The following is a 20,339-nucleotide window of genomic DNA, read 5'->3' as shown; positions in this document are numbered from 1 at the left end:
GCCGCATGCGAGGGTCACGCAGTAACGGCAGGAAGCCGTTGACTCCCTCGTCCACTCGGAGCCTGTCGTGACTCGAACCATGCCCTCACCCTCTGCTGCGCCGCGCGCCCTCAATGCTGCCCCCGGGGTAGAGGTCCGCCGCTCGCCGCTGGCGGATCTCTGTGCCGACTGCGATGCCGTGACGCTGCTGCCACCGCTATCCCCGCCGGGTGAGGGGTATCTGCGCCATTTCTGCCAGCTGGATTCCCCGCTGGCGGTGTTCGATCTCGACGATACCCTGCTCGATGGTGACTGCACCGGCATGTGGATGCGCTGGATGGCCGCCTGTGGCTGGATCGAGGATGTCGAGGCCTTCATGGCCATCGGCGAGCGCCACCAGAGCGAGTATCATGCCGGCACCCTGGATATCCACGAGCACACGGGCCATCTGCTCAGCCCGCTCATCGGACGGCATCGCGATGAGGTGCGTCGTGAAGTCGATGATTTCGTGGAAGAAATGGTGATGCCGCGTCTGCTGGAAGGCGGCATCGCACGGCTGGCCGAACACGGCGAGGCGGGCCATCGCACCCTGATCATCTCCGCCTCCATGCATCATCTTGTCGGCCCCATCGCCAGTCGCCTGACCGCCGATGGCGCGCTGGCCACCCATCCTGCCTTCGATGATGAGGGCCGCTTCACCGGCGAGACCACCGGCATCGTCACCTTCCGCGAAGGCAAGCTGGCGGCGCTGGATGCCTGGCTGGAAGACGCCAGCCAGCTCAAGCGTGCGCCGCAGGCACTGTGGGGCTACTCCGATTCCCACAACGACCTGCCGCTGCTCGAGCGGGTTGATCATCCCCACGCCACCCAGCCGGATGCGCCGCTGCGCCAGTTCGCCGAAGCGCGTGGCTGGCCGGTGGTCGACTGGCGTCAGTCGCACCTGTCCATCGAATCGGACTGAGCGTGCATGAAGCCGTCGACTGACTCCCATCTTTCCCGCGATCACGGCCCGGATGCCAGAGCCCTGCAGGCGCGCGGCGTCGCGCTGACGGCGCTGGGCGTGCTGCTGATCTCGCCGGATGCGCTGTTGCTGCGCCTCGCCGATGTCGCCGATGGCCCGCTGGTGTTCTGGCGCGGCCTGCTGACGGCCATCGGCTTTGCGCTGATTCTGCTGCTCACCCAGCGCGGCGGGCCTGCCCAGCGCTGCGCCAGTGCGCTGGCGCGCATGCGTGGCTGCGGGCGCACGGGGCTATGGGTCGCGCTGCTGTTCACCGGCTCCACGCTGGGTTTCGTGCTCGCCAATCAATACACCCGCGCCGGCAATGTGCTGATCATTCTCGCCGCCAGTCCGCTGTTCGCGGCGCTGATGTCGCGGCTATGGCTGGGCGAGCGCCAGCCGCGCCATGTGTGGGGCGCGATTCTGGTCTCGCTGGCGGGCATCACGCTGCTGGTGATGGACGAGGCGGGCAGCGGCTCGCTGACCGGCAATCTGCTCGCGCTGGGCTGCAGCCTGTCACTGGCGGGCAACTTCACGCTGTGCCGCACGCGCCCGGGCCTCGACATGAGCCCGATGCTGACGCTGTCGGGGCTTATGACCGCGCTGTGCGGCCTGCTGGCCTGCACGTGGTTGGCAGTCTCTGGGGTAGGGGAGGGTGCAGCAGAGGGCCTCGAGAGCGTGCTCACCCAGCTGTGGCCCTCGCACAGCGATGATTTCGCCCGGCGCGCCGGCTGGCTGGTGCTGCTGTGTCTGGTGCTCTCGCCGCTGGGCTTCACGCTGATCCAGCGTGGCCCGCTGTATCTGCCGTCCTCCGAGGTGGCGCTGCTGATGCTGCTGGAAAGCGTGTTCGGCATCCTGTGGGTGTGGTGGGTGCTGGACGAGTCGCTGACCCTGCGCGGCTGGGTGGGCGGCGCCATGGTGCTGGGCGCGATGCTGATCAAGAGCCTGATCGACCGCCGCCTGCGTCACCTGCAGGCCACGCGTACGCCTTCTGCGGATGCGTCTGCGGGCGGCAGCTGATACAATCCCGCCCATCCCCGAGTTTATTCACTGTCAAATGACAGCCCTCTGGACGCCTCACGGCGACCGGAGCGAAGAGCTCATGGCGCGAAGAAAGCCACAGGGCGACCGGAAACGACGGCGACTTCACGACGCGAGCCAGGTGCGAGCGGCACTGCCCCTGACGGCAGTGATGAAGATTGCAACAACCGGACGCCAGACTGACTCGACAGCGCCAGGATTCAGCACGCACACCACCTTCCCCAACCTGTTGCGGACGACTCGATGACAAGCAGCCTCAAACAGCAGTGGCTCTCCAACCTCCGGCCCGACATCCTGTCCGGCCTGGTGGTGGCGTTGGCCCTGATCCCCGAAGCCATCGCCTTCTCCATCATTGCCGGTGTCGACCCCAAGGTCGGCTTGTATGCCTCCTTCTCCATCGCCGTGGTGACCGCCATCGCCGGTGGCCGTCCGGGCATGATCTCCGCCGCCACCGGTGCCATGGCACTGCTGATGGTCGACCTGGTCAAGGACCACGGCCTGGAATACCTGCTGGCCGCCACCGTGCTGACCGGCGTGATCCAGATCATCTTCGGCTACTTCAAGCTCGGCTCGCTGATGCGCTTCGTGTCGCGCTCGGTGGTCACCGGCTTCGTGAATGCGCTGGCGATCCTGATCTTCATGGCCCAGCTGCCGGAGCTGACCAACGTCACCTGGCACGTCTACGCCATGACGGCGGCCGGTCTCGGCATCATCTACCTGCTGCCGCTGGTGCCGAAGGTCGGCAAGCTGCTGCCGTCGCCGCTGGTCTGCATCATCGTGCTGACCATCTTCGCCATGGTCGTCGGTCTGGATATCCGCACCGTCGGCGACATGGGCGAGCTGCCGGACAGCCTGCCGGTGTTCCTGATTCCGGACATCCCCTTCAATCTGGAAACCCTGTGGATCATCCTGCCGTACTCGCTGCCGCTGGCGGTCGTGGGTCTGCTGGAATCCCTGATGACGGCCACCTTGGTCGATGATCTGACCGATACGCCGTCCGACAAGAACCGTGAGTGCAAGGGCCAGGGCGCGGCCAACGTCGTCACCGGCTTCCTCGGCGGCATGGCGGGTTGCGCGATGATCGGCCAGACGATGATCAACGTGAAGTCCGGCGGTCGTACGCGTCTCTCCACCATGGTGGCGGGTGTCGTGCTGCTGATCCTGGTCGTGTTCCTCGGCCCGTGGGTCTCGCAGATTCCGATGGCCGCACTGGTCGCGGTGATGATCATGGTCTCCATCGGCACCTTCTCCTGGCAGTCGATCCGTGACCTCAAGACCCACCCGATGTCCACCAACATCGTCATGCTGGGCACCGTGGCCGTCGTGGTCGCGACCCACAACCTGGCGATCGGCGTGCTGGTCGGCGTGCTGCTCTCGGCGCTGTTCTTCGCCAACAAGATCGGTCAGGTGCTGCATATCGGCAGCGACATGAATGCCGATGGCCGTACCCGCGAATACCGCGTGGTCGGTCAGGTGTTCTTCGCCTCCAGCGAACAGTTCCAGGCCGGTTTTGACCTCAAGGAGACCGTCGAGCGTGTCGTCATCGACGTCAGCCGTGCACACTTCTGGGACATCACCGCCATCGGCGCGCTGGACACTGTGGTGGTCAAGTTCCGCCGCGAGGGTACCGAGGTCGAGGTGCGTGGCCTCAACGAAGCCAGCGCCACCCTGGTGGATCGCTTCGCGGTGCATGACAAGCCGGATGCGGTCGAGAAGCTGATGGGTCATTGATCCCGTTGGCGCCACCCGCCTGATCGAGGCGGGGCGCCAGCAGCGTGATTGATGCGTAAAGACGGCGGGCAGTCCTTCACGGGCTGCCCGCCGTTTGCGTTGGTGGGGTCGGAAAGTGGTAATCTCGAAGCAGGCGCCTGAAGCGCCACCTTGATCGTCAGCATAAGGAAGCACGCCATGAGCCAATCCTCTGCCAGTGCCCTGACAGGCCATGACAAGGTCACCGCCTGCATTGACGGCTCCGCCTTTGCCGTCTCCGTGTGTGATGCCGCCGTATGGGCCAGCAAGCGTCTCTCGGCGCCGCTGAGCTTCCTGCATGTGATCGACCGCCAGGAAGGGGCGGGCGAGGCCAGCAGTGATCTCTCCGGTAGCATCGGGCTCGGTGCGCGCGAGCATCTGCTGGAAGAGCTCGCCACCCTGGATGAGCAGCGCGGGCGTATCGCCCAGGAGCAGGGCCGTCTGATGCTGGAGGCCGCCTACGAGCGCGCCGTGCAGGCGGGTATCGCGGAGCCGCGGCCACGCCAGCGCAATGGAGAGCTGGTCGAGACCCTGGCTGAGCTTGAGGACGAGATCCGCCTGCTGGTGATCGGCAAGCGCGGTGAAGGGGCGGAGCAGGCCAGCGAGCACCTGGGCAGCAATCTGGAGCGCGTGATTCGCAGCCTGCATCGTCCCGTGCTGGTGGTGCCGGGTGAGTTCGCTGTGCCGACACGGGTGCTGATCGCCTTCGATTGCAGCACCACCATCAAGCGCGCCGTCGAGGTATTGGCGGCAAGCCCGCTGCTGCAAGGCGCGGAGCTGCATCTGGTGATGGTTGGCGCCGAGTCGGTGGAACATCAGGCCCCGCTGGACGCCGCACGCGACACCCTCACCGCGGCAGGTTTCAGCGTTCAGGCCAGCTTCAGAGCGGGGGAGGTGGAAGCCTGTCTGCGCGAATATGCCAAGGAGCACGCCATCGACATGCTGGTGATGGGCGCCTACGGCCACTCGCGCATCCGTCAGTTGCTGGTCGGCAGCACCACCACCGAGATGATTCGCAACGCCACGGTGCCGCTGCTGATTCTGCGCTGAGCCGTCTCTGAGTCGCTCAGGCGGCTCTCTGAGCATTGGCTGATGAGCAAGCCGTTTCATCATTGCCGTGACGCCGCGCTTCCGTAATCTCTCGGGCGCGGCGTCTTGCTGTCTGGCGGGTGTCGTCGTATACCGGCAGTCTAGAATTCACGCACGTTTTCCTGCATCACCGGCAGCACGCGTGAAACAACAGGTTTTACCACAAGAGCCATCACAAGAGCCCCCATAACTGAAACCACAGGTTCCCATGATGCAGGGTAATATCCCCCGCAGGTCGCGTTGCGCCGCTCGCGCGAATCTGGAACGCTGAAGGACTGATCTCACCCTGTATCGCCAGCGGTCTTTTCTGCATCAGCACCGCTGGCGGCATTTTTCCACTACCCAAGAAGAACAGCACAAGGACACTCTCGATGAACATCCAACGCCATGACACCAAGCCGCGCATGAGCCGCGCCGTAATCCACAACAACACTATCTACCTGTGTGGCCAGGTCGCCGGTCCGGACCACCGCTTCGGGAATATCACGGACCAGGCCAACAGCATGCTCGCGCGTGTCGATGCGCTGCTGGAAGAAGTCGGCACCGACCGCGAGCACCTGCTCTCCGCCACCGTCTATCTCAAGACAATGGACGACTTCAAGACCTTCAACGACATCTGGGACACCTGGGTGCCACAAGGCCACGCCCCCGCCCGCGCCTGCGTACAAGCCGCCATGGCCAGCCCGGAACTGTTGTGTGAAATTACCGTGGTAGCTGCCGTTAAGTAATAATCAATGTACTGATATACCACCCACTTGATGCGGGTGGTATTTTAAAACACCCTTTAAAAAAGTGCTTCGATAATGTTAAGGCTTCTAGAAAAGCTTTCGGTTGATATAATCGACGATAGGTATAGGGCTATAGATGAGTTAAGTGCTGGGATGGGAGCCAGTAGCTTTAAAGGTGTCGATGAGACTACCGGTGCTACCGTGTTTATGAAGTATCTTTTGTTTCCTTCGAATAATTATGAGTTGGCGAAGTTTAAAACAGAGATTTTGTTGTCTGAGAGATTGACCGCCCTTCCTTTAGTTTCTGATTCGAGTGCTGCATTTCTATATAGTAAAAGTTTTTACGATGATAATGTTTTATGTTTAATAACCGAGTGGGTGGATGCGCCCTCACTAAATATATGGCTCGATGAACACGTGGGCATTAGCCTAGATGAACGATTAGAGCTCGTTCATAGGATATGTAGTGCGGTTGGTGGACTATGTAATTGGGTTTTTCATAGAGACTTGCACCCAGGTAATATCCTAATAGAAGATGTAGATTTAGATTGGCACTCGACTATTCCAGCCTGCGGAGTGAAAGTTGTTGACTTAGGAGAGGCTGTACCGCTTTTTGATGCTTCCTTCGAAGAAAGTGAACAATTTGTTTTTGATGTCTGTGCTGGTGCAAAAAGAAAAATAGAAGGTTCTTTTTATGGTCTTCCTCCTGAAGTATTTAGGCCATGGGAGGTAATAGAGAGGAATCATATCAAATATGACGTTTGGTCGATATCACTGTTGATATATAAGATATTGACTGGGAAAGATCTCATATTGCATCCTGACTTAGGGTCTTACAAAGTTTCTATAGATAATGGGTCTCTAAATAATACAATAAGCAATGCTTGCAATGAATTAAGGGGGCTGGATATTAAAGGCAGTCTTTTACTGTCTGAGCTATTCTCATCTATGTGTAAAGTCGATGTTAATGAAAGAACAAATCTTTTGTTTGCGAGTCGTGTTCTTTGGGATATACGTATAGAAGGTTTTTGTCCTACAGACATGAACGTTATTAGAGATTACCTTCGTGATCCTGGTGAATATATCCCAGAGGGAGGTTGGCAATATTCTTATATAAATGATCCAAATTGAGTGTTTCTATGAAACTGTATAGAGGTTTTTCTGGTGCTAGTCACATTAATGACGGTTCGGTTAAGAATATTTATAGAGACAAGGCAAGAAATCCTGTAAATACACCAAAATATATCCATGATATAGTCGATAAGTGGTTCTATCAAAAATTTAATATCAAAGCGAGAAGTGAATGTATATTTTGCACGCCAGATGTAGACGTGGCAATGGATTATGCTCGAAGATCCACTTCTGGTTTTGTAGCTGAGGTTGAGGTTTCAGATGATTGTGGTGTTATATTTAGCGAGTTCGTTTCCGATCTTAATCTTTATATTGAAGAAATGGGTGACACCGAAGAAGATATATCTCGTTGGCTAGAATCCGCAGGTTATCAAATAGTCCATGGCATTTCTGATTTGGATATTGCTTGTAGTTCCGAGATGATGGTTGATTGTGATTATTATAAGGTTGAGAAAATTTGGTGTTCGCCGAAAAGCTATTGAATTAATTTTAATTAGACTAACTAAGGGAGTTGTTGTTTTTTACAACTGCCTCATACCTCACCCATTCTCCATAAAATCCGTCCAGTCGTTCTGTCTCGCTGAGGTGTGGTGCCTCGGCGAGGCGTTCGCGTGCGTCTGCAGGCAGCATGGCGATGCGGGCGTCGAGTTCGTGGGCGTGGTGGGGGTTGCGGTATTCGAGGTCCAGCCCGAGCGGGGCGGTGGCGAGGCCGACGAGCACATGGCCGTGGCGGTGGGCGATGGAGACGTGAAAGTCTGCCGGTAGCGCAGGATGGTGAGGCGCCTGGCCACGTGGCGACCAGTCGGCCAGTGGCAGCACAATGCCTTGGGCCGCGGCGAGTTCGCCGAGCAGAAGGCGGGCGAGGTGCGATTCGGCTTCTCGTTGCTGACGACGGCGGGCCTTGGCAGATGACACGGGGGTGTCCGCGTTATCCACATCCGGCTGGCGTGCGCGCAGCGAGCGACGGCTGGAGGCTTCAGTCGAGGAGTTGATAGAGGGAGCAGCCGAATCAACACAGGATGCTGGCAGCACACACGCCTCGGCCAGCCACAGGCGGGCTGGCCGAGAGGATGATTCAGAGCGGAGATTCGGCAAGGCGCAGGCAGCGCCGCCAGTCGCAGATGCCAAGGAAGCGGCGAGGGCGTGGGGATCATGCGAGATCAGCGGCTCGGTGCTTGGCAGCTCGACACTCAGCGGCTCGGCACTCAGCGGCTCAAGGCTTGGCGAACCACTGCTCAGCGAACCAGTGTTCAGCGAATCAGTGCTCAGCGAGCCCGTGCTCAGCGAAGCGGAGCCATCCGCTGCAGCATGCCCCAGCACCACGCAGCGGTAGGCGGGGTGATCGGTCGGGCGCGTCGCTGGCTCGCTTGCCGAGTTATCCTCAACCGGCTCACTTGCCCCGCTCACACCCTCGCCTTGTCTGGCCGTCATGATGGTGAATCAGTTCTTCGGATGCAGGATCACCAGATCCCCACGCAACGCGACGCCCGCGACGATATTGCCCGCATGGCACTCGTACTTCTCGCTGCTGGAGTAGGGCACCTTGTCATAGTCGCTGCGAATGTTGATGACCGCATTGGCCCCATATTCGCGCGCCTTTTCCTGCAGCTCACGCAGCGCCGACAGGAACACCCAGCGACAGGCTTCCGCATCGCTCTTGTTGGTCGCGTTGGTCTTCGGGTTCACCCGCGCCCAGCCGCGCTTCTCGATTCGCTCGTAGGGCTGCTTGTCACCGAAGAAGAAGGCCACGTCCTTGCCCAGTCGCTGACTGGCCGCGGTGCTGGCCATCACCGGCATGATCGGCAGGAAGTGCTGCGTGTCCCGTGCCACCGCCGGAGCGGAGGCCACAAGCCCCGCAGAGCCGAGCAGCAGCGCAGACACAAGTGTCAGCACACGCGAGGCGCGACCCGAGCGGGCGCGCGTGGCAGGTGCCGCGGAACGTTTCGAGGATGCGAGCGACTGAGCAGAACGTGACGCCATCTGAGACCTCTCCTAACAGGGTGATTGACTGGCGCGACGCCAGTGAATATCGCCGTCAGCCAGCCAGGGGCGTGAGCCAATCACACCATAGACCATGCAGCGGGCGCGTATCTTGCGCCAGATCCGACCCGCTGCAAAGTCGTACGTTGGCGACACCCTGCAAAGGCGTCAGCGCGAAGCGTGATGACTGGCACCAGATCAGATTGCCAGTGACTCACTCGCCCTGCCAGCGACGCAGAATCAGCGAGGTATTGATGCCACCGAAGGCGAAGTTGTTGCTCATCACGGTGTCCGTCTCGATCTCGCGGCCTGCGCCGGTGAGGTAGTCGAGCTGCGCACAGCGAGGGTCGAGACTGGTGAGATTGGCGGTGCCGTGGAACCAGCCATCGCGCATCATCTCGATGGCGATCCAGGCCTCCAGCGCGCCACAGGCGCCCAGGGTATGGCCGGTGTAACTCTTGAAGGCGCTGATCGGCGTGGAATCGCCAAACACCGCATGGGTGGCGTGGCTCTCGGCGATATCGCCGCGCTCGGTGGCGGTGCCATGGGCGCTGACATAGCCGATCTCTGAAGCCTCGACACCGGCATCCTCCAGCGCCATGCGCATCGCGGCTTCCATCATGTTGGCGTCCGGCTGGGTGACGTGACGGCCATCGGAGTTGGTGCCGAAGCCGAGAATCTCGGCGTGGATGGTCGCGCCGCGCGCCAGGGCGTGCTCCAGCTCTTCCAGAATCAGCGTACCGGCACCTTCACCGATCACCAGGCCATCACGTTCGGCATCGAAGGGCCGCGGTGACAGGTCCGGGCGCTCATTGCAGGTGCTGGTGGCGAACAGGGTATCGAACACGGCGGCATCGGCGGCGGACAGCTCCTCGCAGCCACCGGCGACCATCGCGGTCTGGCGGCCGAAGCGGATCGCCTCATAGGCGTAACCGATGCCCTGGCTGCCGGAGGTGCAGGCGCTGGAGGTGGTGTGAATCCGCCCCTTGATGCCGAGAAACACGCCGATATTGACCGGCGCGGTGTGCGCCATCATGCGGATATAGGAATTGGCGCTGAGCCCGTCGGTGGAGTGGTTGATCAGCATGTTGCCGAAGTCGGCCACCGCATCCGGCTCCCCGGCCGAGGCGCCGTAGGCGATGCCCATCTGGCCGCTCTCCTTGAGCGGGCTGTCACTCAGGCCGGCCGCCTCCAGCGCCAGCTCGCTGGAGCGGGTCGCCAGCTGCGCCACACGCCCCATGCTGCGTAGCGCGCGGCGGTTGTAGTGTTTCGGCAGTTCGAAGTCATTGACCGGCGCGCCGAGACGGGTGTTGAGGCCGTCGTACTTGTCCCAGTCCTCGATATAGCGGATGCCGGTGCGCCCGGCGGCCAGGTTGGCGCGCAGGGTCGGCCAGTCATTGCCGATGGGCGAGAAGCCATGCATGCCGGTGACCACGACACGTCTGCCGCGCAGTGCGTGAGAGGAAGCCGTCATCAGAACATCCCCCCGTTCACCGCGATGGTCTGGCGGGTGATGTAGCCGGCGTCCTTCGAGCACAAAAAGGCCACGGTGGCGGCGACTTCCTCGGCTTCCCCCGCGCGGCGCATGGGAATCATCTTCAGCGCTTCTTCCATCTCGACGCCTTCGGTCATCTCGGTGGCGATGACGCCTGGTGCAACGGCATTGACGGTGATGCGGCGCTTGGCCAGCTCCACCGCCAGCGCCTTGACCGCGCCGATCAGCCCCGCCTTGGCGGCGGAATAGTTGACCTGGCCGCGATTGCCCATCATGCCCGACACCGAGGACATCACGATGATGCGCCCCGGCTTGCGGCGGCGTACCAGCGGCATGGAAAGCGGCTTGATGACGTTGTAGAAGCCATCGAGGTTGGTGCGGATCACGCTGTCCCAGTCTTCATCGGTGAGCGCCGGGAAGGCGTTGTCGGCATGGATACCGGCATTGCAGACCACCCCGTAGTAGCAGCCGTGGGCCTCGATGTCGGCTTCCAGCGCGCTGCGCGCGGCGTCACGGTCGGCGACATCGAAGCTCAGGATGCGCGATTCACCGCCCAGGGCGCTGATCTCACGCGCGACTTCCTCGGCGGCGTCACGGCGCGAGCGACAATGCAGCACCAGGTTGTAGCCTTCGCGGGCCAGGCGCAGCGCGATGGCGCGGCCGATGCCACGGCTGGAGCCGGTGACCAGAATCCACTCGCGTGCTTCAGGGGCGGCGGTGGCAGTTTCAGTAGCGGGGGGTGTGACAGACATCAGACATTACCTTGCGATGAGGCACCGGCAGCATCCTGCTGTCCGGGTGAGGATTCTTGTGCGGTCTCTTGGGTAGACGCCGTGGAGGGCAGCGCCTCGGGCGCCGGCTCGAAGACATTGACGCCGGCACGCGCGACAGTGGCGCCGTGCTCGTCGCTGATGGTGGCCTCGAAGGCGCCCAGACCGTTGTCGGCGCGATAGTCGAGCTGAACATGAATCTGCCAGCGACAGTCGCAGGAAAAGGCGGCGACTTCGCTCTCATAGCGGCGACTCCCGAGCAGAAAGCCGACCCGTGGCGGCTGGCCGCTGCGCGCAGCCTGCATGCCCGACCAGGCGGCGATGGCCTGTGCCATCCACTCAAGCCCGACCCAAGCGGGAATCACGGCCTGGCCGTCGGCGTCCTGCTCGGCGAACAGATTGTCTGGCGTCGGGGTGATGTCGGCGCTCAGCGAATGCTCGTCACAGCGCAGCACGCTATCCAGCAGGCACATGCCGGCATCATGGGGCACATAGGGGCCGATGGCGCAGGGCATGGCGGGATAGCACGCCTCACGGGGCTGCACCTCAGCGCCAGCAAGGGAAACTGAGTCGGTGCTCGGGGTCAGCATGCAGAGGACTCCGGGTCGGTGGTGTGGCGCTCCAGCACCAGCGAGATATTGTTGCCGCCGAAGGCGAAGGCATTGCTCATCACCCGCAGCGGCGGGGTCTCGGGGCGGTCACGATAGACGATGTTGAGCGCAGGCAGCGCCGGGTCCAGCGCCTCACGCGGCGTGGCATGCGGCGGCAGGCGGCCATGTTCCAGCGCCAGCCAGCAGAAGGCGGCTTCCAGTGCCCCGCAGGCGCCCAGCGTATGGCCGGTGAGGGCCTTGGTCGAGCTGACGGCGGGCGAACGGGGCTGATCGATATCAGCACCGGCATCAGAACCGCTGTCAGAGTCGGCGTCCGTACCGAACAGGCGGCTGATGGCGAGGCTTTCCATCGCATCATTCAACGGCGTGGCGGTGCCGTGCAGGTTGATGTAGTCGATCTCGCCGGGGGCGCGGCCGGCACTGGCGAGTGCGCCGCGCATGGCGGCCTCGGCGCCGCTGCCATCGGGGCAGGGCGCGGAAATATGGTGGGCATCGCTGGATTCGCCGACGCCGGTCAGCTGTACGCCACCGCGCTCCGGCGTGACCACGAACAGCACCGCGGCCTCGCCCAGATTGATGCCATCGCGCTCGGCCCCCAGCGGCAGGCTCTGCTTGCGGCTGACGGCCTCCAGGCTCATGAAGCCTTTCACCGTCATGTGGCACAGGCTGTCGGCGCCACCGGCGATCACCGCATCGCACTGGCCGGAGGCCAGCAGACGACGCGCACTGGCCAGGGCCTTGGCGCTGGAGGTGCAGGCGGTGGAGAGGGTGTAGATCGGCCCACGCGCGCCGCTCAGCCAGGCGACACACTCGGCGGGCGCGCCCAGTTCCTGACGACGATATTCAAAGCTCTGCGGCCAGCTGTCGGCGCTCGGCGTGCCCTGGGCGACGGCGGCGCGCTGGGCATCCATCGCGGCTTCTGTCTCGCCGATGCCGGAGGTGCTGGTGCCGAGCACCACGCCGATGCGTTCCGGCGCGATACCCTGACGCTTGAGGGCTTCAAGCTCCGGTGCCAACTGCTCAAGCGCGGTGGCCAGCAGGCGGTTGTTGCGTGAGCGCAGCGGGGCCGGCCAGTCGCTGTCATCCACCAGCCGCGCGGTGATGCGCCCCAATGACAGCGGCGTGCCGGGGCTGAAGTCATCACTGACACGTAGGCCACGGCTGGCGCTGAACAGCGCACTGCTGATCAGGCCGTGGTCTGCACCCAGCGGGCAGACGATGCCGGGGCGAGACAGGCGGCAGGCGTTGCCAGTGTCGCGGCCCTGGGGGGTAGCGGTGGCCACGGTTGCAACAGATTCAGTCATGCGCGGGAGCTTCCGGTGAGTCGTCAGGGTCGTTCTGTGTGCTGGGCGCTGCCAGCGGTTCCAGCGTCAGCTGCATGTCGGCCGCCGGGTCGCGCAGGGTCACGCGGCCGCTGGCATCGCGGGTCAGCTCGGCGATGGTCACACCATCTTGCGTGATGATGCGCTGCGCGGGCTGGCGACCTTGTTGCCAGTCGCCGCGTTGTACCAGCTGCCAGCCTGTGTTCGCAAAGGCGGTATCGATCGCCCCCTGCGGCCAGTGCACCCAGGCGATACGCCGCGCCAGCCAGTCGGCGCTGAAGGGCAGCTTCTCGAGCACCTCGGGGCGTGCCTTCTCGAAACGGCTGCCGTCGGCGTCATGCACCAGCGTCAGCAGGCGTTGGCCCTGCACGCTGAGCATGACCAACCGCATGGCCTCGGGCGATTGACGCAGGACGCCGATGAGAGGCGGCAGATTCTGCTCCTTCGCACCCTCGCCAGCCTCGGCATCGACTGCACGCTGTGCGTTGTCATCACTCTCTATACGCGCCACACGCAGAATCAGACGTTGGGTGCGGGTCTGCTCGAGACTCGCCAGCGCCGGCATCGGGCTGACAGCCTCCAGCGGCTGTGGGGCGAGCAGGCTGCAGCCGCTCAACAGCAGCGTGGCGGCCACGGCAAGGCTGGCCAGCCCGAGGCGGCTGCGCAGCCCGACTGAGCGCAGTTCAGCTGAGCGCAGCCCGACTGTGTGCAGCCCAGTAGAATCAGCGTGAGAGGCGAAAGACATGTTTTTCATGACGCTACTTTACCTGTTCTCGCCGACGCTTGCTGCGCGGCCGAAGGCGCTGAGGCCAGCGACCGGGTCACTTTCCTGCACCGCGTCAGGCGCGAGTGCCTGCTCGGGCGCGGTCAGTCTGGCGAGGGCCGTCAGGCGGCGGCGACTGGCACTGACGAAGGGGTTGGCCGTGTCCCAGGCGTAACCGGCGAGCACCGCGCTGATCATCTGGCGAATCCGCGCATGCGGCTCGGGATGATAGATGATGTCGGTCAGTCGGCTGTCGTACCAGGCGGTGACGAATTCGCGGAAGACCTCGATGCCACGGCGCAGCGGCTGCTCGTATTCGCTGGCCCAGTCGGGGCGCTGCTCATCGCGGGTCACGGTAAGCTCACGTGCGACCAGCGGCGCGGCACGCAGCGCCGATTCCAGCGCGATGGTCACGCCGGAGGAGAACACCGGGTCCAGAAATTCTCCGGCATTGCCGAGCAGCGCATAGCCCGGGCCATGCAGGCGACTGACATCGGCGCTGTAACCGCCCAGGGACTGCACGGCGTTGGCGAGCGTGGCATCGCGCAGCAGCTCCGCCAGGCGTGGTTCTTCCATCACCCACTGCCATAGGCGTGTCTGCGCATCGTCCCCGGCGGCAGGCTCGATCAGCTCGCGCGGGCCGACCACACCCAGCGAGGCGCGGCCATTGGCGAAGGGAATCAGCCAGTACCAGACATCGGGATGCGTCGGATGCGAGGCGATCAGGATATTGTCGCGGCGATAGCCCTCGGCGGGCGGCGCGAGGTCGGCGATGCCATCGTGGACATGACCGAACAGCGCCATGCGCGGCTCCAGACGCGGGTCTCGCTCAAGCGATTCGAGGCGCGCCAGCACGCGGCCATAGCCGCTGGCATCCAGCACGAAGGCGGCCTCCAGCACGCGGCCATCCGCCAGCGTGAGACGAGGCCCCTGCGCATGACCGGTGGCGTCGCTCTGCGCGGGGCGAGCGGGAGTGAAGCCCGTGACCGAGACGCCGAATTCGACCTCGGCCCCTGCCGCCCGCGCGCCCTCGATCAAGCGCTGATCAAAGTCGGCGCGCTCCACCTGCCAGGTGGTGCCGGGGCCGTCGCTGAACTTGTCGCGGAAGTCGATCACGCGATGCTCGCCGCGGCGGGTGAAGGCCGCACCGGTCTTGCGCTGATAGCCACCGGCGGCGGCGGCCTCCAGCAGGCCGCAGGCCTCCAGATGCTGCATGCAACGCGGCAGCAGGCTCTCGCCGATGGAGAAGCGCGGGAAGTGGCTGCGCTCCAGTACGCGCACCGCATGGCCCGCGCGTGCCAGCCACGCCGCCGCCGCCGCGCCGGCGGGTCCGGCGCCGATGATGATGACTTCCTTGCGTGGTGGGTTGTTGCTGCGATCTGCCGATTCCATGGCATCGTCCCCTGTCGTTGTCGTTGTCGTTGTCGATATCGTTATCGTTATGTGTACTTGTTGCGCTGCGTTCCCTGCGGCTTGCTTGCCTCTCGCTTATGGCCCACCTCAACTGCGCGCGAAGGGCACCAGGCACCAGGTGGCGCTCAGCCCCAGCAGGCAGGCCAGCCCCAGTGCCGCCAGTGCCGGTGTCTGACTGAAGCTCAACAATCCAAAGGCTAGCAGGCTGGAGGCGCACGACAGCGAAATCGCCAGCAGGCTGGCCTGCGATGCACGGCTGGTGCTGGTCTGTGCTGCATCTGACGCTGGAGCTGATAAAGAGCGGCGCGCCGGATGCTCGGCACAGAAGATGCCGGCACTGCTTTTTTCTGCGCTGCGCGCGGGATGCTCGGCACAGAAGATGCCGGCATCCAGGCCAATCCCCAGTACCAGCAACAGGCCCAGCAGGTGGAAGAGGTTGAGGCCGACGCCAGCCAGCGTCAGGGCCGACAGCGTCAGTACCAGTCCGCCCAGCGGCGGCAGCAGGGCTCGCCAGGTGCTGCGGCGATAGCGCAGCGCCAGCAGCAGGCTGATCAAGCCCACCGCGCCGCCGACCAGCCAGGCCATCTCGCTGCGAATCCTGCCCAGCGTCGTCGAGAGCCTGGCGACCTGATCGACGTACTCGAGGCTGTCGTCATCCGCGGCGAGGCGCGCAAGTGTTGCGCTGCCCTCAGCCGTGACATCCCCGAAGCGCACGATGCCGATGGCGGCGGTGCGCGAGTCGAGCCACAGTCGTTGGCCCATCTCACCGGCGGGCAGCGCGACCCAATCGGCCGGGCGCAGCGGATGGGCGTCTGCGATGGCCTGCTCGGCACGCGTGACCAGCTCGGGTGGCAGGCCTGCGGTGCTCAGCACCTGGGGCAGCAGGGTGCGGGTGCGCTCACGCATGGCGCCGAGATTGGCCTGCTGCTGCGCAAGCGTCGGCAGTTGCTGAGCGAGGCTCGCCCAGTGGCCCAGCTGCTGGCGTGCATTCAGCTGCTGGAAGGTGCCTTCCAGCGCATGCAGGCGCGTGAGCAGGGCGGCGTCAGTCTCGGCCTGCACGATCAGGTAACGCAGGCCGTCCGGTTCGGCGAGCAGGCGCTGGACCTCGCGTTGCTCGTTGATCAGAGACGCAGGCGAGGGGTTGAGCTGAGTGAGACGGTCATCGCTGCGCAGTCCGTAGAGGCTGGCAAGCGCAGCCAGCAGCAGCAGGCCCAGTGCCTGCCAGCTGCGCTTGCCGGGAATGGCGCGCGCCAGACATCCTGCGGCGCGGGCGGCGGAGGAGTCCTCGCGGGTGGCCTGTGCCGGCAGTGGCAGTTGTGGCAGCCACAGGCGCACGCTCAGCCAGGCACCGATCAAGCCGAGCGCCGCGAACATGCCCATCTGGCGCAGGCCGGGCATCGGCGTCAGGGTGATGGCCAGATAGGCGGCGAGGCTGGAGCACAGCCCCAGCGTCAGGCCCGGCCACAGCGCGGCGAGCCCGCCACGGCCATGCGTCGCCAGACGGCGCATGCACTCCAGATGCAGCACGTAATCGATGGAGATGCCGATCAGGCTGGCGCCGAAGGCCAGCGTCAGCACATGCAGGCTGCCGAAGGCCCACCAGGTCAGCGGCAGCGCGAACAGCACGCCCGTGGCCACCGGCACCAGCAGCAATGGCAGTCGCCGTGGGGTGCGGAACACCGCCCACAGCAACAGCAGCACGCCGATCAGCGAGCCGAGCCCGATGGTCGACATCTCCTGTTTGGCCTGCTGCGCGCCGTTGCTGGCATGGAAGACCAGTCCGGAGCGCAGCAACCGGACGTCGGGATAGTCGGCCTTCACACCATTCACGGCCTGCTCCAGCGCCTGCTGGTCACTCATCGCGTAGGCGCTGCCCGTCAGGGTGGCGCTGATCAGGCGATAGCCGTTGCCGGGTTGGTCAGCGCTTGACGTCGGCGCGCGCAGCAACAGCTGGCCGCCGGACAGCGACAGGTTGGCGGGCGTCAGCCAGCTCTGCCAGGCGCCGGCGAGGCCGAAGGGATCACGGATAAGGTCGCGCTGGCCGCCGGGCTGGAACAGTTGCCTGAGGGCGCGCGCCTGCCAGTCATCGTCACTCAGGCCTGCAAGCGACGGGGCGATCAGCGCCGGCTGGACCTCTGCCGGCAGGCGCAGGCTTTCGAGGCTCTTGCCGTCATCCAGCCTCGCGATGGGCGCGAGCGCCTGACGCAGAGCCTGGGCGGCAGCGTCACGCTGCTTGCGTGCGGCGGCGCTGGCATCGCGACTGCCGACCAGAATCACCAGCCGGTTGGCGGTGTCATCCAGCGATTCGGCGCGCGCCGCCAGCGGGCTGCGTTCCTGCTCCGGCAGCATGGCGGTGATGCGGGTATCGATCGCCCCACGCCATGGGCTCTGCGGGACGATCTTCGCGGCCAGCAGCAGCGCGCACAGCAGCAGGGCGGCGGCCCACAGCCAGCGCCAGATGGCGCGATCCAGCCCCTGGCGCGGCTCATGGCTGGGTGACGTCATCGCTCGCAGTGACCGCCGGCGGTGAGCGCCAGCTTCAGGCGGTCACCGTCGCCGCTGTCGAGATTCACGTGTTCCAGCCAGCTGCCACCGTCGATCTCGAGACGCTCGATGGCCTCGGCCAGACGGGCATCGTTGGGCGTCAGGCTGGCCTGCCAGTCATCCGGCGTACCCGTCAACGTGAGGGAGAAGTGCTCCTCCAGCGCCTGCCAGTCGCCGTGGAAGAAGCTGATCAGCAGCTCCGCCATCGCCTGCTGGTCGGCCGGCAGCGGCTCGCCATTCGGGCCTTCGCTGGCATCGGGGCGCATCTCGAGACGGTCTTCAATCGGTGAAGTGGTTTCCCACACCAGGCCTTCGGGCGCGTTCGGGTCACCGATCAGACGGAAGTGACCCCGGCTCTCGAGCTCTGCACCGACATCCTCGAGCCAGCGCGTCTGCTGAAAATCACCGCAGACTGGCGCGGTGCGCGCCAGCTGTTGCGTCAGGGCGCGGGCGTCGAAACTGGCGTCTGAGTCGCTGGTCTCGGATGCGTTGGCCCAGGAGGCACCGGCAGTCAGCAGCAGGACAGTGGCGGCAATGGCAAGGCGCGAAGTCATCACGGCGTTCCTTGTGTTTCTGAAGGGGAGGCAGGCGAATCACTGGTGTGTGTCAGCGCTTGTTCGGCCTGCCAGGCGGCCAGCCGCTCGCTGAGCGCGGCGGGCGAGGCCAGCAGCATCTCGCCATCTTCCAGCCCGACCGCGACCTGCACGCTGTAGCCACGGGTCAGGCGCTTGCCGCTCTCGACATCGCGGATCACGTAGTCGAGCTTGAGGCGGTTCTCCCACTCGCGCAGCCGTGCGGTGACGGCGATGCGCTGACCGAAGCGCGCCGGGCCGGCATAGCGCAGGCGCAGGTCGATCACCGGCCAGGCGTAGCCGGAATCGCGCATCTGCGGGTAGTTGTAGTCGAGCATGTCGAGCAGCTTGCAGCGGGCGATCTCGAGATAGCGCACGTAATGGCCGTGCCAGGCGACTTCCATCATGTCGACGTCGTGGAAGGGCACTTCCATCTCTACCGTGGCGGTCGGCATCGGTGTTTCGGCTGGCTGATTCATGGCTTGTCTCTCGTTCAATGCTGCCTCGCTCAAGGCTGTCCGCTCACTCATGCGTTGGCCTCGCCTGCGCTCAGGGTCCAATGGCGCTCACGGATGCGCGCACACAGCAGGCGCAGGTCGGCTTCCAGAGCGCGATCTTCCTCGAGGGGCGCGATGTCTTCACGCAGCTCACGGGTGAAGGCGGCCAGTCTGGGCGGCGTGGCGGCTTGACCCGTGATGTCGGCGCGCTGTTCGCTGCCCTGCACGGCGGCATGCAGGGTGGCAGCGGCGACCTGTTCCACCAGTGTCAGCACGCGCAGCGCATCCCGCGCGGCGATGGTGCCCATGCTGACCTTGTCCTGATTGTGGCACTCGGTGGAGCGCGAGAAGACGCTGGCGGGCATGGTCAGCTTGAGGGCTTCCGCCGTCCAGGCCGAGGCGCCGATCTGCACCGCCTTGTAGCCGTGATTGAGCGGCGCGCGTTCAGGCGTGGCACCACTGAGGTTGCTGGGCAGGCCACGGTTGTAGCGGCTGTCGACCAGCAGTGCCAGCTGGCGGTCGAGCAGGTCGGCCAGGTTGGCGACCGCCGTCTTGAGGCTGTCCATCACCATCGCCACATGGCCGCCGTAGAAGTGGCCACCGTGGAGAATCTTGCCGGCCTCGACATCGATCAGCGGATTGTCGTTGGCGCTGTTGAGCTCGGTCTCGAGAAAACTGCGCCACCAGCTGAGGCTGTCCTCGACCACGCCGATGACGTGAGGCGCGCAACGGGTCGAGTAGCGGTCCTGCAGGCGCGGCGAGTTGATTGGCGTGGCGTCGACTTCCGGCGCCGCCGGGTGGGCCAGATCATCGCGCAGCCACTGGGCCACGCGGGCCTGACCGGGATGCGGCTTGGCGGCGAACAGATCGGCATCGAAGTGGTAGGGGTTACCTTCCAGCGCCTGCACGCTTAGCGCGGTAATGCGCGCGCTCAGGCGGCTGAGGTAGGTGGTGCGGCCGTAGGCCAGCGCGGCGAGGGCCGTCATCACGGCGGTGCCGTTCATCAGCGCCAGACCTTCCTTGGGGCGCAGCACATAGGGTGTCAGGCCGTGTGCCGCGAAGACCTCGGCCGTCGGGCGCAGCGCGTGGGGCTGGCCTGCGCCGGGGCGCGCCCAGACCTCACGCTCGCCACACAGCACGGCGGCGACATAGGACAGCGGGGTGAGATCGCCGCTGGCGCCCACCGAGCCTTCCTCGGGAATGCGCGGCAGGATGTCGTGATTGAGCAGCCACACGAGACGCTCCAGCAGCGCCATGCTGACCCCGGAGACACCCCGGCACAGCGAGACGAGGCGCACCATCACCACCGCGCGGCTGCTGACCACATCCAGGTCCGCGCCCATGCCACAGCCGTGGAAGGTATAGAGGTGGCGCGGCAGGGCTTCGAGGTCCTCTGCCCCCTGCACGGCACGCGTCACGGAATCGCCGTAACCGGTGGTGACGCCGTAGACCACGCCTTCTTCCTCCAGCAGGCGTTCCAGCAGGGCCGGGCCGGCCTCGATACGGGCGCGGAAGGCGGCATCCGGAGTCAGGCGCACCTCACGGCGGCCTTCGGCGACATCGATCAACTGCTCGAGGGTGATATCACTGCCGTCGAGAATCAGGGCGGAGGAAGAGGTGGCGGGCTGTGACATGACGAGGTACCTGGCGAAGAGAGA

The 20,339-nt window shown here is 64.3% G+C and carries 19 protein-coding genes; 7 read left to right on the top strand and 12 right to left on the bottom strand.

The window, feature by feature from the left end:
- The first annotated feature begins 67 nt into the window (after positions 1-67).
- The 7 genes from R2R70_RS08960 (at position 68) to R2R70_RS08930 (ending at position 7,196) form a co-directional block, all read left to right on the top strand.
- Positions 68-940, top strand: coding sequence for an HAD family hydrolase (locus tag R2R70_RS08960; protein WP_410977850.1), 873 nt, complete (start codon positions 68-70; stop codon positions 938-940).
- 6 nt (positions 941-946) lie between these two features.
- Positions 947-1,996, top strand: coding sequence for a DMT family transporter (locus R2R70_RS08955; protein WP_410977849.1), 1,050 nt, complete (start codon positions 947-949; stop codon positions 1,994-1,996).
- Positions 1,997-2,260: 264 nt separating this feature from the next.
- Complete coding sequence (locus tag R2R70_RS08950) at positions 2,261-3,748, top strand: SulP family inorganic anion transporter (protein ID WP_054555610.1); 1,488 nt, start codon at positions 2,261-2,263, stop codon at positions 3,746-3,748.
- Positions 3,749-3,925: 177 nt separating this feature from the next.
- On the top strand, positions 3,926-4,816 hold the full coding sequence (locus R2R70_RS08945; RefSeq protein WP_410977848.1) for a universal stress protein: 891 nt from the start codon (positions 3,926-3,928) through the stop codon (positions 4,814-4,816).
- 410 nt (positions 4,817-5,226) lie between these two features.
- Positions 5,227-5,583, top strand: a complete 357-nt coding sequence (locus R2R70_RS08940; RefSeq protein ID WP_043331456.1) for a RidA family protein — start codon at positions 5,227-5,229, stop codon at positions 5,581-5,583.
- A gap of 75 nt (positions 5,584-5,658) precedes the next feature.
- Entirely contained in the window at positions 5,659-6,714 is a 1,056-nt protein-coding gene (locus tag R2R70_RS08935; RefSeq protein WP_410977847.1) for a protein kinase domain-containing protein, read from the top strand.
- Positions 6,715-6,722: 8 nt separating this feature from the next.
- Positions 6,723-7,196, top strand: coding sequence for a hypothetical protein (locus R2R70_RS08930; protein ID WP_410977846.1), 474 nt, complete (start codon positions 6,723-6,725; stop codon positions 7,194-7,196).
- Between the two features lie 16 nt (positions 7,197-7,212).
- On the opposite strand, the gene R2R70_RS08925 is transcribed toward R2R70_RS08930, so the two are convergent.
- The 12 genes from R2R70_RS08925 to hutH all read right to left on the bottom strand — a co-directional run bounded on the left by R2R70_RS08925 (position 7,213) and on the right by hutH (position 20,315).
- The gene (locus R2R70_RS08925) at positions 7,213-8,121 is read right to left on the bottom strand and encodes a hypothetical protein (RefSeq protein ID WP_410977845.1); all 909 of its coding nucleotides are present in this window, start codon (positions 8,119-8,121) and stop codon (positions 7,213-7,215) included.
- Positions 8,122-8,154: 33 nt separating this feature from the next.
- Positions 8,155-8,694, bottom strand: coding sequence for a heavy metal-binding domain-containing protein (locus R2R70_RS08920; protein WP_213114480.1), 540 nt, complete (start codon positions 8,692-8,694; stop codon positions 8,155-8,157).
- Positions 8,695-8,908: 214 nt separating this feature from the next.
- Positions 8,909-10,168 (bottom strand): beta-ketoacyl-ACP synthase, encoded by a 1,260-nt coding sequence (locus R2R70_RS08915; RefSeq protein ID WP_410977844.1) that lies wholly within the window; start codon positions 10,166-10,168, stop codon positions 8,909-8,911.
- The gene (fabG, locus tag R2R70_RS08910; RefSeq protein ID WP_153636415.1) at positions 10,168-10,941 is read right to left on the bottom strand and encodes a 3-oxoacyl-ACP reductase FabG; all 774 of its coding nucleotides are present in this window, start codon (positions 10,939-10,941) and stop codon (positions 10,168-10,170) included. Before fabG ends, R2R70_RS08915 begins: the two co-directional genes overlap by 1 nt.
- Positions 10,941-11,549, bottom strand: a complete 609-nt coding sequence (locus tag R2R70_RS08905; RefSeq protein ID WP_199852295.1) for a hotdog family protein — start codon at positions 11,547-11,549, stop codon at positions 10,941-10,943. Before R2R70_RS08905 ends, fabG begins: the two co-directional genes overlap by 1 nt.
- A complete protein-coding gene (locus R2R70_RS08900) occupies positions 11,543-12,874 on the bottom strand; it encodes a beta-ketoacyl-ACP synthase (RefSeq protein WP_410977843.1) in 1,332 nt (443 codons plus the stop codon). Before R2R70_RS08900 ends, R2R70_RS08905 begins: the two co-directional genes overlap by 7 nt.
- Positions 12,867-13,646, bottom strand: a complete 780-nt coding sequence (locus tag R2R70_RS08895) for a DUF3261 domain-containing protein (protein ID WP_410977842.1) — start codon at positions 13,644-13,646, stop codon at positions 12,867-12,869. The genes R2R70_RS08900 and R2R70_RS08895 overlap by 8 nt, the downstream gene beginning before the upstream one ends.
- Before the next feature lie 9 nt (positions 13,647-13,655).
- Entirely contained in the window at positions 13,656-15,047 is a 1,392-nt protein-coding gene (locus tag R2R70_RS08890) for an NAD(P)/FAD-dependent oxidoreductase (protein WP_410977841.1), read from the bottom strand.
- Between the two features lie 108 nt (positions 15,048-15,155).
- On the bottom strand, positions 15,156-17,573 hold the full coding sequence (locus tag R2R70_RS08885) for an MMPL family transporter (RefSeq protein WP_410977840.1): 2,418 nt from the start codon (positions 17,571-17,573) through the stop codon (positions 15,156-15,158).
- Positions 17,570-18,166 carry a LolA family protein gene (locus R2R70_RS08880; RefSeq protein ID WP_410977839.1) on the bottom strand — a complete coding sequence of 199 codons (597 nt, stop codon included), beginning with the start codon at positions 18,164-18,166 and terminating at the stop codon, positions 17,570-17,572. The genes R2R70_RS08885 and R2R70_RS08880 overlap by 4 nt, the downstream gene beginning before the upstream one ends.
- Positions 18,166-18,663 (bottom strand): acyl-CoA thioesterase, encoded by a 498-nt coding sequence (locus tag R2R70_RS08875; RefSeq protein WP_234368112.1) that lies wholly within the window; start codon positions 18,661-18,663, stop codon positions 18,166-18,168. The genes R2R70_RS08880 and R2R70_RS08875 overlap by 1 nt, the downstream gene beginning before the upstream one ends.
- A gap of 47 nt (positions 18,664-18,710) precedes the next feature.
- Positions 18,711-20,315 (bottom strand): HAL/PAL/TAL family ammonia-lyase, encoded by a 1,605-nt coding sequence (gene hutH / locus R2R70_RS08870; RefSeq protein ID WP_410977838.1) that lies wholly within the window; start codon positions 20,313-20,315, stop codon positions 18,711-18,713.
- Between the last annotated feature and the right edge of the window lie 24 nt (positions 20,316-20,339).

This window comes from Cobetia sp. SIMBA_158 (genome assembly GCF_046566945.1).
In the GTDB taxonomy this organism is placed as follows: Bacteria; Pseudomonadota; Gammaproteobacteria; order Pseudomonadales; family Halomonadaceae; genus Cobetia; species Cobetia amphilecti.
The sequence above is the reverse complement of the archived record's forward strand: the minus strand, read 5'-3'. Positions and strand labels throughout refer to the sequence as shown.